Raw genomic sequence first — 13,452 nt, 5'->3', positions numbered from 1 at the left:
CCGGCCCCGATCCGGGTCCCGGCCCCGATCCGGGTCCCGGCCCCGATCCGGGTCCCGGCCCCGATCCGGGTCCCGGCCCCGATCCGGGTCCCGGCCCCGATCCGGGTCCCGGCCTCGCCCCGGACCCCGGCCTCGCCCCGGACCCCGACCCGGACCCTGAACCGGGACCTGGCCCAGCCCCGGACCCAGACCCAGACCCAGACCCTGAGCCCGCCCCCGCTCTAGCAACCCGCGCGCACAGATACCAGACACCCGCCTTCAGCACGAGCCCGTACGGCTCCAACTCCCGCTCCACCTCGGCCTCCCCGCGCCGGTAGCGGGCGAGGAGCGGGCGGTCGTCCCAGACGGCGTCGGCGACGGTGGGGAGCAGCGCGGGGGTCTCCGGGTCCTGGAACCAGGCGGGCGCGTCCAGGTGGAACCGTTGCGCCGCCGTCTGCGAGGCGTCCCGCAGGGAGGGGAGGAGGGCCGCGGACACCTTCAGCCGGGCGGCGGAGGCGGCGTCCTCCAGGCCCATCTCGCGCAACGGTCCCGGAACGCCGGACAGGAACAGAGCCTCGGCCTCGCTGCGGTGCAGTCCGGTGAGGCGGGTCCGGTACCCGCCGATCAGCCGGTAGCCACCGGCCCGTCCCCGGTCCGCGTACACCGGAACCCCCGCCTCGGACAGCGCCTGGGCGTCCCGGGTCACGGTCCGCTCGGACACCTCCAGCTCCCGGGCCAGTTCGGCGGCCGTCATGGACGACCGGGACTGGAGCAGCAGCACCATCTTGATCAGCCGTGCGGCACGCATGACCGCCATTCTGCAGGGTGCCTCACCTGCGTGGGTGTACGCACCCTGTGGTGGGCCCGGAGCCGCTGTTAACGTCGGGCAGAGTTCAAGGTTTCACGGCTTCAGCGGTTCGGTTTCAGAGGTTTGACGGTTCGACGGTTCAGTGGTTCAGCGGTTCAATCGGTTTGAGAGGTTCAGCGGTTCAATCGGGACGTCCCTGGACGAGGACACGCACATGGCGAATCAACCCCGCGAACAATGGGCCACACGTACGGGATTCCTGCTGGCGGCGATCGGCTCCGCCATCGGTCTCGGCAACATCTGGCGCTTTCCGGCCGTCGCCTACGAGAACGGCGGCGGCGCCTTTCTCTTCCCCTACCTCATCGCTCTGCTCACGGCCGGTATCCCGTTGCTCATCATGGAATACGCGATCGGGCGCAGATACCGGACCTCGCCCCCCGCCGCGCTGCGGCAGATGGCCCGCCCGGCCGAAGCGATCGGCTGGTGGCAGGTGGCGATCTCCTTCGTGATCGCCACCTACTACGCGGTCATTATCGCCTGGGCGGTCCGCTACGTCGGATTCTCCGCCAACCAGGCATGGGGCGACGACCCGGAGGGCTTCCTCTTCGGCAGCTTCCTCAAGACCGCCGACGCGCCCGGCTTTGTCTCCGGATACGTCTCCGGGGTGCTGTGGCCGCTCATCGCCGTCTGGGTGGTGGTGCTGGTCATCCTGGGGTTCGGCATCCGGCGCGGCATCGAGAAGGCCAACAAGATCTTCATCCCGCTGCTGATCGTCTTCTTCGCCGCCCTGGTGATCCGGGCCCTCACCCTGGACGGGGCGGCGGAGGGCCTGGACGCCTTCTTCCGGCCCGACTGGTCCGAACTCGGCAACGGCAGCGTCTGGGTGGCCGCCTACGGCCAGATCTTCTTCTCGCTGTCGATCGGCTTCGGCATCATGGTCACCTACGCGTCCTATCTGCGGCGCCGCGCCGACCTCACCGGCTCCGCCCTGGTCGCCGGGTTCTCCAACAGCTCCTTCGAGATCCTCGCCGGCATCGGGGTGTTCGCCACCCTGGGCTTCATGGCGCAGACCGCGGGCGTGCCGGTCGACAAGGCGGCGACCGAGGGCCTCGGGCTGGCCTTCGTGGCCTTCCCGACGATCATCTCCGAGATGTGGCTGGGCGGTCTGTTCGGCGTGATCTTCTTCGTGTCGCTGGTGATCGCGGGGCTGTCCTCGCTGATCTCCATCGTCCAGGTGGTCGTCTCCGCCGTGCAGGACCGCACCGGGCTGCACCGCATCCCCGCCGTCTTCGGCGTCGGCGGTGCTGTGGCCGTCGTCTCGATCCTGCTGTTCCCGACCAACGAGGGCGTCTTCCTCCTCGACGCCTCCGACCACTTCATCAACCAGTACGGCATCGCGATGGCCGCGCTGGTCGGTGTGATCGCGGTGGCCTGGCTGATGCGGAAGCTGCCCGAGCTCCAGCGGGACGCCGACGCCACCTCCGCCGTCCGGCTCAACCACTGGTGGCGGATCTGCCTCGGCGTCATCACCCCGTTCGGGCTGGGCTGGATGATGGTCGACAGCCTGCGCGACGAGTTCGACGAGAACTACGAGGGCTACTCCACCGAATTCCTGCTGGGCGCGGGCTGGAGCGTGGCGATCGGCGCGCTGGTGGTCGGCGTACTGCTCTCCCTGATCCCGTGGAAGGCGCCCCGGGGCGGGCTGATCGACCTGGACATGGAGACCGCCGAGGAAGCCGAGGCCCACCGAAAGCACGACAAGGACGACAAGGGTGACAAGGGCGACAGGCACGACAGGCACGACAGGCACGGAAAGGAGGACCGCTGATGTCCGCCGGCGCCGTCGTGATGATGATCATCGCGATTCTCATCGTATGGGGCGGTCTGGCGCTGGCCATCATCCGGCTGCGCCGCCACCCCGACCCGGGACCGGAGCCCGACGAGGCCCGGATCCCCACCGCGGAATAGCCGACATGATGCCGCGCGGCCTCGTGGGCTGAGCGAGTTCGGCAAACGCCGGACCGCGCCGTCGTGGCCGAGCGCCACTACGGCGGAAGAGACGGACCGGCGATGGAAGGAGCCGGAAGGAGCCGGAAGGAGCCGACAGCCCTGGGACTGCCGGCTCCTTCCATCGCCCATCGCCGCCATGCGGATGTCCGCCGCGACGGCGCTCCGCCACGACGGCGTAGCTCGGCGGTGCCGAACTCACCGAAGCGACGACAGCGACGACTCCTCGGCGTTTCAGGCCTTACAGGCCGTACCGCTCCCGGGCCTCCTTCACCGCCGTCGCCTTGACCTCGCCGCGACGCGCGAGCTGGGCCAGGGCGGCCACGACGATGGACTGGGCGTCGACGCCGAAGTGGCGGCGGGCGGCGTCGCGGGTGTCCGACAGGCCGAAGCCGTCGGCGCCCAGCGAGGAGTAGTCCTGCTCGACCCACTGCGCGATCTGGTCCGGGACCTGGCGCATGTAGTCGGAGACGGCCAGCACCGGCCCCTCGGCACCCTGGAGCGCCTGACGGATGTACGGCACACGCTCATCGCCCCGCAGCTGGGCCTCGTCCGCCTCCAGGGCGTCCCGGCGCAGCTCGGTCCACGAGGTGGCGGACCAGACGTCGGCGGCCACGCCCCACTCCTCGGCGAGCAGCTTCTGCGCCTGGAGCGTCCAGTGGATCGCCGTACCGGAGCCGAGCAGCTGGATGCGCGGGGCGTTGGCGGCGGGCGAAAGACCGGCCGACTCCGCCGTGTTGAAGCGGTACAGGCCCTTGACGATGCCCTCGTCGATGCCGGGGCCCGACGGCTTCGCGGGCTGCGGCATCGGCTCGTTGTAGACGGTGAGGTAGTAGAAGACGTTCGGGTCCTCGCCGGGCGCGGCCTCGCCGTACATGCGGCGCAGACCGTCCTTCACGATCGTCGCGATCTCGTACGCGAAGGCCGGGTCGTACGTCAGCGCGGCCGGGTTGGTCGCGGCGATGACGGGGGAGTGGCCGTCTGCGTGCTGCAGGCCCTCACCGGTCAGCGTGGTCCGTCCTGCCGTGGCGCCGATGAGGAAGCCGCGGCCGAGCTGGTCGCCGAGCTGCCACATCTGGTCGGCCGTGCGCTGCCAGCCGAACATCGAGTAGAAGATGTAGAACGGGATCATCGTCTCGCCGTGCGTCGCGTACGACGTCGACGCCGCGATGAAGTCGGCCATCGAACCGGCCTCGGTGATCCCCTCGTTGAGGATCTGGCCGTCCTTGGCCTCCTTGTAGTACATCAGCTGGTCGCGGTCGACCGGCTCGTACGTCTGGCCCTTGGGCGAGTAGATGCCCAGCGACGGGAAGAGGCTCTCCATGCCGAAGGTGCGCGCCTCGTCGGGGACGATCGGCACCCAGCGCTTCCCGGTCTGCTTGTCGCGGACCAGGTCCTTGACCAGGCGGACGAAGGCCATGGTCGTCGCCACGTTCTGGGAGCCGGAGCCCTTGTCGAAGGACGTGAACGCCTTGTCGGCGGGCGCGGGGAGGGGCGCCAGGGCGTGCGTACGGCGGGCCGGGGCCGGACCGCCGAGGGCCGCGCGGCGCTCCTGGAGGTAGCGGACCTCGGGGGAGTCGGTGCCGGGGTGGCCGTAGGGCACGACACCGTCGGCGAACCGGCTGTCGGCGATGGGCAGCTCAAGCAGATCCCGCATCGTCTTGAACTCGTCCACCGTCAGCTTCTTCATCTGGTGGTTGGCGTTCTTCGACGCGAAGCCCTCGCCGAGGGTGTGGCCCTTGACGGTCTGCGCCAGGATGACGGTCGGGGCGCCCTTGTGGTCGAGCGCGGCCTTGTAGGCGGCGTAGACCTTGCGGGCCTCGTGACCGCCGCGCGAGAGGTGGAAGCACTCCAGGATCTTGTCGTCGCTCAGCAGCTTCGCCATCTCGGCGAGGGCGGGGTCGGCGCCGAAGAAGTCCTGGCGGATGTAGGCGACGTCGCGGGTCTGGTACGTCTGGACCTGCGCGTCGGGTACTTCGCGGAGCCGTCGTACGAGCGCGCCGGTGGTGTCGAGGGCGAACAGCTCGTCCCAGGCGGAACCCCACAGCGTCTTGACGACGTTCCAGCCGGCGCCGCGGAACTGGGCCTCCAGCTCCTGCACGATCTTGAAGTTGGCGCGGACCGGGCCGTCGAGGCGCTGCAGGTTGCAGTTGATGACGAAGGTCAGGTTGTCGAGACCCTCGCGGGACGCGAGTGCCAGGGCGGCCGTGGACTCCGGCTCGTCCATCTCGCCGTCGCCGAGGAACGCCCAGACGTGGGACGCGGAGACGTCCTTGATGCCGCGGTTGGTGAGGTAGCGGTTGAAGCGTGCCTGGTAGATGGCGGAGAGCGGACCGAGACCCATGGAGACGGTCGGGAACTCCCACAGCCAGGGGAGGCGGCGCGGGTGCGGGTAGGAGGGCAGGCCGTTGCCGCCCGCCTCGCGGCGGAAGTTGTCGAGGTGCGTCTCGTTCAGGCGGCCGTCGAGGAAGGCGCGGGCGTAGATGCCGGGGGAGGCGTGGCCCTGGATGTAGAGCTGGTCGCCGGAGCCGGTGGCGTCCTGGGAGTCCTTGCCCTTGAAGAAGTGGTTGAAGCCCGTCTCGTAGAGCCAGGCCGCGGAGGCGAAGGTGGCGATGTGGCCGCCGACGCCGTATTTGCTGCCCCGGGTGACCATCGCGGCCGCGTTCCAGCGGTTCCACGCGGTGATACGGGCCTCCATCGCCTCGTCGCCGGGCACAGTGGGCTCGGCGGCGGTGGGGATGGTGTTGACGTAGTCCGTCTCCAGCAGCTTGGGCAGCGCGATGCCGTTGCCCTCCGCGCGTTCCAGGGTGCGGCGCATCAGGTACGCGGCACGGTGCGGCCCGGCCGCCTCGGTGACAGCGTCCAGGGAGGCCTGCCACTCGGCGGTCTCCTCCGGGTCCCGGTCCGGGAGCTGGTCGAGCTCGCTCGGCTGGATGGCGTTGGAGTCGGTCATTGCGCCGCCTTCCTCAGTCGAAGGGGGTTCCCTTGAAGGGTGTCGGGGTGCCCTTGGTCTTTGGCAGGACAGGGCTTGGGCTCTGGTGGAAGCCCGTCGGTGACTGTAACTCCGTGATCGATGATCGATCAAAGGGTTGACGGGCAAAACTTCTCGATTACGAGAAAGTCGGCACGGGGTGTCTCCGACGGAGGCACGGGGTGTCCTGTGGTGGCTGGGGTCTTTGCAGGTGGGGGTGCGTTTGAGCGGGGGTGTGCTCTGGTGTCGACGGGGTCCTTTTTCGCCCCCGCCGCCCCTACCCGTCCCATCCCCAGGGGCTCCGCCCCTTCGACCCCGCCCGGGGGCTCGGGTGGGTGGGCAGGTTGCGGGTGGGTGGGGGTTGCTGTGGATCGGCCTGAACGGCCTCGTCCTCAAGCGCCGGACGTGCTGGGGGTGCCTGGCCGGGGCTGAAAAGGCTTGGCGCGGGGGCGGGCCGACTGGTTGCAGGCCTGTACCGCAGCCGCGCCCCACAAGGGGCGCGGGGCTGTATCGATGTGCGGCTCCGCCGCGTGGGCGCGACCAGCCACACACAACCCGCACCCCCCAAACAACCACACCACCCACCCCCTACCGGGGCGGGGTCGAAGGGGCAGAGCCCCTGGAGGATGGGACGGGTAGGGGCGGCGGGGGCGAAACTCACCCGGCGGCCCCGACGGCTAGTCGCCGGTGCGGGGGGCGCAGCCCAGGACGTGGGACTTGACGAGTTCGGCGATGCGCGGGTCGCGGCGGCGGAAGGCCTCGACCAGTTCCTCGTGCTCCTCGGCGTACGACTGCTGCACGGTCCCCAGCCAGCGGATGGAGAGGGCGGTGAAGACCTCGATGCCCAGCCCCTCCCAGGTGTGGAGGAGCACGGAGTTGCCGGCCGCCCGCACCAGCTCACGGTGGAAGCCGACCGTGTGCCGCACCTGCCCCGTCCCGTCGGACTTCCGGTCGGCCTCGTACAGGGCGGCCACATGTGGCTCCAGCGCCGAGCAGTCCTCGGCCAGCTTCTCCGCCGCCAGCTCCGCCGCGATGGCCTCCAGACCGGCCCGCACCGGATACGACTCCTCCAGATCCGCCGCCGTCAGATTCCGCACCCGCACCCCCTTGTTGGGCGCGGACTCGATCAGCCGCAGCGACTCCAGCTCACGCAGCGCCTCCCGGACAGGGGTCTGGCTGACCTCCAGCTCGGTCGCGATCCGCCGCTCGACGATCCGCTCCCCCGGCTTCCAGCGCCCACTCACGATGCCCTCCACGATGTGCTCGCGGATCTGTTCGCGCAGCGAGTGGACGACGGGCGCGGTGGTCATGAGGGCTCCTTCCACAGGGGCAGAGCCCCGAGGGCGTTTGACGTTTAGACAATAAGGCCGAGCCGCTTCCGGGGAGGGGCGCATGAGGGTGCTTACGCGCAGGTGAGATGAGGCTTACACGCTCCCACGCCAGCCCTCTTTGTAAAGACCCGTACCGGACAAGGCCCGGAGCCGTCACCGCCGTGTAACCCGGAGAACCCGTCGGCCTGGAAGGAGCGGCGGTCGGCAGAGGGGTTTTTGCGATGGTGCTCCTCGGGGCGTCAGGGGGTATGGGCCCCGGGGCGCGGATCAGGGGGTGCCCTGGGTCGTCCCGGCGGCAGTGGTGACGGCGGGCACGGGTCTGGCGTCAGGCGGGCCGATGGACACGGGGCCGCAGCAACGCAGGGCGGAACGGCGGCTCCGTGGGGGCGCCCTACAGGTCGAGAACCGCGCGGAGTGCGCTGTCGACGAGCGCCAGTTGTTCCGGGCCGACGTTGCCGTGCGGCGTGGCCGTGTCGAAGCGTGATGCGGCGAGTTGGAGCAGATTGACGGCGACGACCGAGGCGCCGATCGGGGATGTCAGGCGGACGCTCATGGCTGTGTCGGGGTGTGTGGCCGGAGTGTGCAGCACCAGGACGACCACCGCCCCGTATGCATCGGCGAGACCGTCCAGGCTGACCACTAGTACGGTGCGGACGCCCTTGCCGGTGTCGACATCCCACACGTCGCCCCTTCGGATGGTCACAGGGCGTCGCCCTCGCCTTCGAGGTCGAGGGGCGCGATGGCGGCGAGTCGGCGGCCGGCGTCGAGGGTCATCTGTCGACGTACGGCCTTGAGGATGTAGTCGTTGAGAGAGGGGGCGTCGGCGGCGGCGGCGCGCAACGCTTTGTCCATGGCGTCCGGAATCCGCAGGGTGATGGCAGTCATGACGCCAAATATAGTGGCAGTGATGCCGTCGCCGCATTCCCGCCGCTGGACAGCAGACGGGTGCCCCCGCCCGGAAGCTCCGGACGGGGGCACCGTATGTCCATGTGCGCGGTTACAGACCGAGCTCGACTTCGTTGAGATCCACGGCCCTTGCGGACCGCCGAGTCAGAGACCGAGCTCGACCTCGAACTCGCCCGCCTCCAGGATCGCCTTGACCGTGGTCAGGTAACGGGCCGCGTCGGCGCCGTCGACCAGACGGTGGTCGTAGGAGAGGGTCAGGTAGGTCATGTCGCGGACGCCGATGACCGTGCCCTCCTCCGTCTCGATGACGGCCGGGCGCTTGACCGTGGCGCCGATGCCGAGGATCGCGACCTGGTTCGGCGGCACGATGATCGTGTCGAAGAGCGCGCCGCGCGAACCGGTGTTGCTGATGGTGAAGGTCGCGCCGGACAGCTCGTCCGGGGTGATCTTGTTGGCCCGGACCTTGCCCGCCAGGTCGGCGGTGGCCTTGGCGATGCCGGCGATGTTCAGGTCGCCCGCGCCCTTGATGACCGGGGTCATCAGGCCCTTCTCGGAGTCCACCGCGATACCGATGTTCTCGGCGTCGAAGTAGGTGATCGTGCCCTCGTCGACGTTGATCCGGGCGTTGATGACCGGGTGGGCCTTCAGCGCCTGGGCGGCGGCCTTGACGAAGAACGGCATCGGGGAGAGCTTGACGCCCTCGCGGGCCGCGAAGGAGTCCTTCGCCTGCGCGCGGAGCTTCATCAGCCTGGTGATGTCGACCTCGACGACCGAGGACAGCTGCGCCTGCTCGTGCAGCGCCTTCACCATGTTGTCGCCGATGACCTTGCGGATGCGGGGCATCTTGACGGTCTGGCCACGGAGGGGGGAGACCTCCAGTGCCGGGGCCTTCTTCGCAGCGGCGGCGGCCGGAGCGGCAGCGGCGGGAGCCGGAGCAGCGGCGGCGGCCTTCGCGGCCTCGGCGGCGGCGATGACGTCCTGCTTGCGGATACGGCCGCCGACGCCGGTGCCCTTGACGGTGGCCAGGTCGACGCCGTTCTCGGCGGCGAGCTTGCGCACCAGCGGGGTCACGTACGCGCCCTCGTCGGTGTCCTTGGCGGCGGCCGGAGCGGCAGGCGCCGGGGCCGGGGTGACCGGCGCGGGCGCCGGAGCCGGAGCAGCCGGGGCGGCGGGAGCCGCGGGCTGAGCCGGAGCCGGAGCGGCAGCGGCCGGAGCGGCGGGCGCGGCCGGGGCAGCCGAAGCCGTGGGAGCGGTCGGAGCCGCCGGGGCAGCAGGCGCGGCCGGAGCGGCAGGCGCAGGCGCCGCAGCCGGAGCCGGTGCGGCCGGAGCCGGGGCAGCCGCCGGAGCGGCACCCGGAGCGCCGATCACGGCCAGCTTCGCGCCGACCTCGGCGGTCTCGTCCTCGCCGACCACGATCTCCAGCAGCGTGCCGGAAGTGGGCGCCGGGATCTCGGTGTCGACCTTGTCCGTCGACACCTCAAGCAGCGGCTCGTCGGCCTCGACCGACTCGCCGACCTCCTTGAGCCAGCGGGTGACGGTGCCCTCGGTGACCGACTCGCCCAGAGCGGGGAGGACCACGTCGGTGCCCTCGGCGGATCCGCCACCGGCGGCGGCCTCCGCCGTCGGGGCCGGAGCCGGGGCGGGAGCCTCGGTGGACGGGGCGGCGGCCTGCGGGGCAGGCTCCGGAGCCGCGGCCGGGGCGGGCTCGGCAGCCGGGGCCGGAGCCTCGGCGGCAGCGGGGGCAGGGGCGGCAGCGGGCGCGCCCGTGCCGTCGTCGATGACGGCCAGCTCGGCGCCGACCTCAACGGTCTCGTCCTCGGCGACCTTGATGGAGGCCAGGACACCGGCGGCAGGCGAGGGAATCTCGGTGTCGACCTTGTCGGTCGACACCTCAAGCAGCGGCTCGTCGGCCTCGACGCGCTCGCCCTCGGCCTTCAGCCAGCGGGTGACAGTGCCCTCAGTGACGCTCTCACCGAGCGCCGGAAGGGTTACGGAAACCGCCATGGTTTCTGTTGCTCCTTACGAATTGCGGAAGTCTGTGTCGTCGCGCCCGGGACTGAAGGCGTCAGTCGTGGGAGTGGAGGGGCTTGCCCGCGAGGGCCAGGTGGGCCTCGCCGAGCGCCTCGTTCTGCGTCGGGTGGGCGTGGATGAGCTGGGCGACCTCGGACGGCAGCGCCTCCCAGTTGTAGACCAGCTGGGCCTCGCCGACCTGCTCGCCCATGCGGTCGCCGACCATGTGGACGCCGACCACGGCACCGTCCTTGACCTGGACGAGCTTGATCTCGCCCGCGGTCCTGAGGATCTTGCTCTTGCCGTTGCCCGCCAGGTTGTACTTCAGAGCGACGACCTTGTCCGCGCCGTAGACCTCCTTGGCCTTGGCCTCGGTGATGCCCACGGAGGCGACCTCCGGGTGGCAGTACGTCACCCGGGGCACACCGTCGTAGTCGATCGGGACGGTCTTCAGACCGGCCAGCCGCTCCGCCACCAGGATGCCTTCGGCGAAGCCGACGTGCGCGAGCTGGAGAGTCGGAACGAGGTCACCGACGGCGGAGATCGTCGGGACGTTGGTGCGCATGTACTCGTCGACGAGGACGTAGCCGCGGTCCATCGCGACACCCTGCTCCTCGTATCCGAGTCCCTGCGAGACCGGGCCGCGGCCGACGGCGACGAGGAGGACCTCGGCCTCGAACTCCTTGCCGTCGACCAGCGTGACCTTCACACCGTTCGCGGTGTACTCGGCCTTCTGGAAGAAGGTGCCCAGGTTGAACTTGATGCCGCGCTTGCGGAACGCGCGCTCAAGAAGCTTCGAGCTGTTCTCGTCCTCGACCGGGACGAGGTGCTTCAGACCCTCGATGACCGTGACGTCCGAGCCGAAGGACTTCCACGCGGAGGCGAACTCGACGCCGATGACACCGCCGCCCAGGATGATCGCGGACTCCGGGACGCGGTCCAGGACGAGGGCGTGGTCCGAGGAGATGACCCGGTTGCCGTCGATCTCCAGACCCGGCAGCGACTTCGGCACGGAGCCGGTCGCGAGGAGGACGTGGCGCCCCTGGACCCGCTGACCGTTGACGTCGACGGAGGTGGGGGAGGACAGCCGGCCCTCACCCTCGATGTACGTCACCTTGCGGGAGGCGATGAGTCCCTGCAGGCCCTTGTACAGGCCCGAGACGACGTCGTCCTTGTACTTGTGGACGGCGGGGACGTCGATGCCCTCGAAGGTGGCCTTGACGCCGAACTGCTCGCTCTCGCGGGCCTGGTCGGCGATCTCGCCCGCGTGGAGCAGGGCCTTGGTGGGGATGCAACCCCGGTGCAGGCAGGTGCCGCCGACCTTGTCCTTCTCGATCAGGGCGACGTCCAGGCCCAGCTGCGCCCCGCGCAGGGCCGCGGCGTAACCACCGCTACCACCGCCGAGGATCACTAGGTCGAAAACGGTGCTGGCGTCGTTCGCCACGTCACGTCCTCCATGCATGTGCGCCGTACGCCGGTCTCCACTGACCGGCAGGCGGCTGGTGTCCGGCCGCTCATTGCTTCGGCCCTGGGGTGGGGCCCTGTCCTGCCGAGCCCATCTTCGCACTTGTCACCACTGAACGAGACGCCGGGCTACGGTGTGACACACAGCACCTCTCGACTGACGTGCGCGGCGGCCTACCCAAGGGGCGCGGGGCTGTGTCGATTTGCGGCTCCGCCGCGTGGGCGCGATCAAGCACACACAACCCGCAGCCGCCAAATCACCCCACGACCCGAGCTCCTAGGCGCAGGGGCCCCACGCAACCCGCACGCGAGGCCCCCGACCAACATCACCCCAGGTCGCCGGAGGCTACGCGCTCGGCCAGCCGCACCAACGTCCGCACCGCGCTCCCCGTACCACCCTTCGGCGTGTACCCGAACGGCCCGCCCTCGTTGAAGGCCGGCCCCGCGATGTCCAGGTGCGCCCAGGTGAGGCCCTCGCCCACGAACTCCTTCAGGAAGAGCCCGGCGACCAGACCGCCGCCCATCCGCTCACCCATGTTCGCGATGTCGGCCGTGGGGGAGTCCATGCCCTTCTTCAGGTGGTCCGGCAGAGGCATGGGCCAGGACGCCTCGCCCACCTCCTCGGAGGCCTCGACGACCGCCGTGCGGAACGCGTCGTCGTTGGCCATGACACCGAACGTCCGGTTGCCGAGCGCCAGCACCATCGCCCCGGTCAGGGTCGCCACGTCGACGATCGCGTCCGGCTTGTCCTCGGAGGCCTTGGCGAGCGCGTCGGCGAGGACGAGCCGGCCCTCGGCGTCGGTGTTGAGGACCTCCACCGTCTTGCCGCTGTACATCCGCAGGACGTCACCCGGACGGGTCGCCGAACCCGACGGCATGTTCTCCGCCAACGCCAGCCAGCCGGTGACATTGACCTCCAGCCCGAGCCGAGCGGCGGCGACGACCGCGGCGAACACGGCGGCGGCACCGCTCATGTCGCACTTCATCGTCTCGTTGTGCCCGGCGGGCTTGAGCGAGATGCCGCCCGAGTCGTACGTGATGCCCTTGCCGACGAACGCGAGGTGCTTCTTCGCCTTGGAGGAGGTGTACGACAGCTTCACCAGGCGGGGAGCGGTGGCGGAGCCGGCGCCGACGCCGAGGATGCCGCCGTAGCCGCCCTTCTGCAGGGCCTTCTCGTCGAGCACCTCGACCTTGATGCCGTGCTCCTTGCCCGCGGCCTGTGCGACCGCGGCGAAGGACTCGGGGTTGAGGTCGTTCGGCGGGGTGTTGACCAGGTCGCGGGCGCGGTTGAGCTCCTCGGAGACGGCCGTGGCGCGCTCGACGGCGGCCTTGTGCGCCTTGTCGCGCGGCTTGGCGCCGAGCAGGGCGACCTCGGCGAGGGGCGCCTTGCCGTTCTTGCCCTTCGGGCCGTTGCTCGAAGGCGCGGTCTCCTTGTACGCGTCGAACGCGTACGCGCCGAGCAGCGCGCCCTCGGCGACGGCGCCGACGTCACCGGCGTCCGTGAGCGGCAGCGCGAACGCGGCCTTCTTCGAACCGGCCAGGGCGCGGGCGGCGACACCGGCCGCGCGGCGCAGCGCCTCGGCGTCGAACGACGCGTCCTTCTCGGGCTCCGCTCCCAGACCGACCGCCACCACGAGCGGCGCCTTGAAACCGGACGGCGCGGGCAGCTTCGTCACCTCGCCCTCGGCACCGGAGGCACCGAGGGTCTCCAGGAGGCCGGCCAGTTTGCCGTCGTACGCCTTGTCCACGGCCTCGGCGCCCGGCGCGACGACCAGGTCCCCGGACCTGGACGCAGGGCCCTTCGCGACACCGACCACGATCGCGTCGGCCTTGAGGCCCGACGCGGCGGCCGTGCTGAGAGTGAGAGCAGTCACGGTGGTGAAATCTCGCTTCCAATTGAGTTTTGGTGGCCGAACGGATCGGGTCGACCGGCCCGAGGAAGACCCTAGATCCGTACTACGTCCCCGCCTGGACCG

General features: G+C 70.4%; 10 protein-coding genes and 1 pseudogene. 2 read left to right on the top strand and 9 right to left on the bottom strand.

The genetic code is table 11. The features are described 5' to 3' along the window. On the bottom strand, positions 1-65 hold a 65-nt coding region (locus ACWD3C_RS42040), incomplete at its 3' end, for a hypothetical protein (protein WP_451152937.1). Positions 66-211: 146 nt separating this feature from the next. Next, positions 212-787, bottom strand: a pseudogene (locus tag ACWD3C_RS42035) (helix-turn-helix transcriptional regulator); the annotation flags it as partial. 214 nt (positions 788-1,001) lie between these two features. On the opposite strand from ACWD3C_RS42035, the gene ACWD3C_RS42030 reads away from it, so the two are divergent. Together ACWD3C_RS42030 and ACWD3C_RS42025 are read left to right on the top strand one after the other, a co-directional pair. After that, entirely contained in the window at positions 1,002-2,615 is a 1,614-nt protein-coding gene (locus ACWD3C_RS42030; protein ID WP_451152922.1) for a sodium-dependent transporter, read from the top strand. Further along, positions 2,615-2,755, top strand: a complete 141-nt coding sequence (locus ACWD3C_RS42025; RefSeq protein ID WP_451152920.1) for a methionine/alanine import family NSS transporter small subunit — start codon at positions 2,615-2,617, stop codon at positions 2,753-2,755. The genes ACWD3C_RS42030 and ACWD3C_RS42025 overlap by 1 nt, the downstream gene beginning before the upstream one ends. A gap of 280 nt (positions 2,756-3,035) precedes the next feature. On the opposite strand, the gene aceE is transcribed toward ACWD3C_RS42025, so the two are convergent. The 7 genes from aceE to ACWD3C_RS41990 form a co-directional block, all read right to left on the bottom strand. Further along, on the bottom strand, positions 3,036-5,747 hold the full coding sequence (gene aceE, locus ACWD3C_RS42020) for a pyruvate dehydrogenase (acetyl-transferring), homodimeric type (RefSeq protein WP_451152918.1): 2,712 nt from the start codon (positions 5,745-5,747) through the stop codon (positions 3,036-3,038). A 695-nt stretch (positions 5,748-6,442) separates the two neighbouring features. Next, entirely contained in the window at positions 6,443-7,075 is a 633-nt protein-coding gene (locus ACWD3C_RS42015; protein WP_451152916.1) for a GntR family transcriptional regulator, read from the bottom strand. Between the two features lie 412 nt (positions 7,076-7,487). Then, positions 7,488-7,799, bottom strand: coding sequence for a type II toxin-antitoxin system PemK/MazF family toxin (locus ACWD3C_RS42010; protein ID WP_451152914.1), 312 nt, complete (start codon positions 7,797-7,799; stop codon positions 7,488-7,490). Then, a complete protein-coding gene (locus ACWD3C_RS42005; protein ID WP_451152912.1) occupies positions 7,796-7,981 on the bottom strand; it encodes a hypothetical protein in 186 nt (61 codons plus the stop codon). The genes ACWD3C_RS42010 and ACWD3C_RS42005 overlap by 4 nt, the downstream gene beginning before the upstream one ends. 165 nt (positions 7,982-8,146) lie before the next feature. After that, entirely contained in the window at positions 8,147-10,006 is a 1,860-nt protein-coding gene (sucB, locus tag ACWD3C_RS42000; RefSeq protein WP_451152910.1) for a 2-oxoglutarate dehydrogenase, E2 component, dihydrolipoamide succinyltransferase, read from the bottom strand. 61 nt (positions 10,007-10,067) lie between these two features. Next, on the bottom strand, positions 10,068-11,456 hold the full coding sequence (gene lpdA, locus ACWD3C_RS41995) for a dihydrolipoyl dehydrogenase (RefSeq protein ID WP_451152908.1): 1,389 nt from the start codon (positions 11,454-11,456) through the stop codon (positions 10,068-10,070). 346 nt (positions 11,457-11,802) lie between these two features. Beyond that, positions 11,803-13,350: a leucyl aminopeptidase gene (locus tag ACWD3C_RS41990; RefSeq protein ID WP_451152906.1), complete on the bottom strand. Its 1,548-nt coding sequence runs from the start codon at positions 13,348-13,350 to the stop codon at positions 11,803-11,805. Between the last annotated feature and the right edge of the window lie 102 nt (positions 13,351-13,452).

The sequence above is a fragment of the Streptomyces sp. NPDC002845 genome (assembly GCF_053591955.1).
Note: the sequence above shows the minus strand (reverse complement) of the source record. Positions and strands in the feature narration are given on the sequence as shown.

Excerpts from the sequence above, each read along its gene's own strand:
- ACWD3C_RS42030 (WP_451152922.1), top strand. The coding sequence starts at position 1,002 with ATGGCGAATCAACCCCGCGAACAATGGGCCACACGTACGGGATTCCTG.
- ACWD3C_RS42025 (WP_451152920.1), top strand. The coding sequence starts at position 2,615 with ATGTCCGCCGGCGCCGTCGTGATGATGATCATCGCGATTCTCATCGTA.
- aceE (WP_451152918.1), bottom strand. The coding sequence starts at position 5,747 with ATGACCGACTCCAACGCCATCCAGCCGAGCGAGCTCGACCAGCTCCCG.
- ACWD3C_RS42015 (WP_451152916.1), bottom strand. The coding sequence starts at position 7,075 with ATGACCACCGCGCCCGTCGTCCACTCGCTGCGCGAACAGATCCGCGAG.
- ACWD3C_RS42005 (WP_451152912.1), bottom strand. The coding sequence starts at position 7,981 with ATGACTGCCATCACCCTGCGGATTCCGGACGCCATGGACAAAGCGTTG.
- sucB (WP_451152910.1), bottom strand. The coding sequence starts at position 10,006 with ATGGCGGTTTCCGTAACCCTTCCGGCGCTCGGTGAGAGCGTCACTGAG.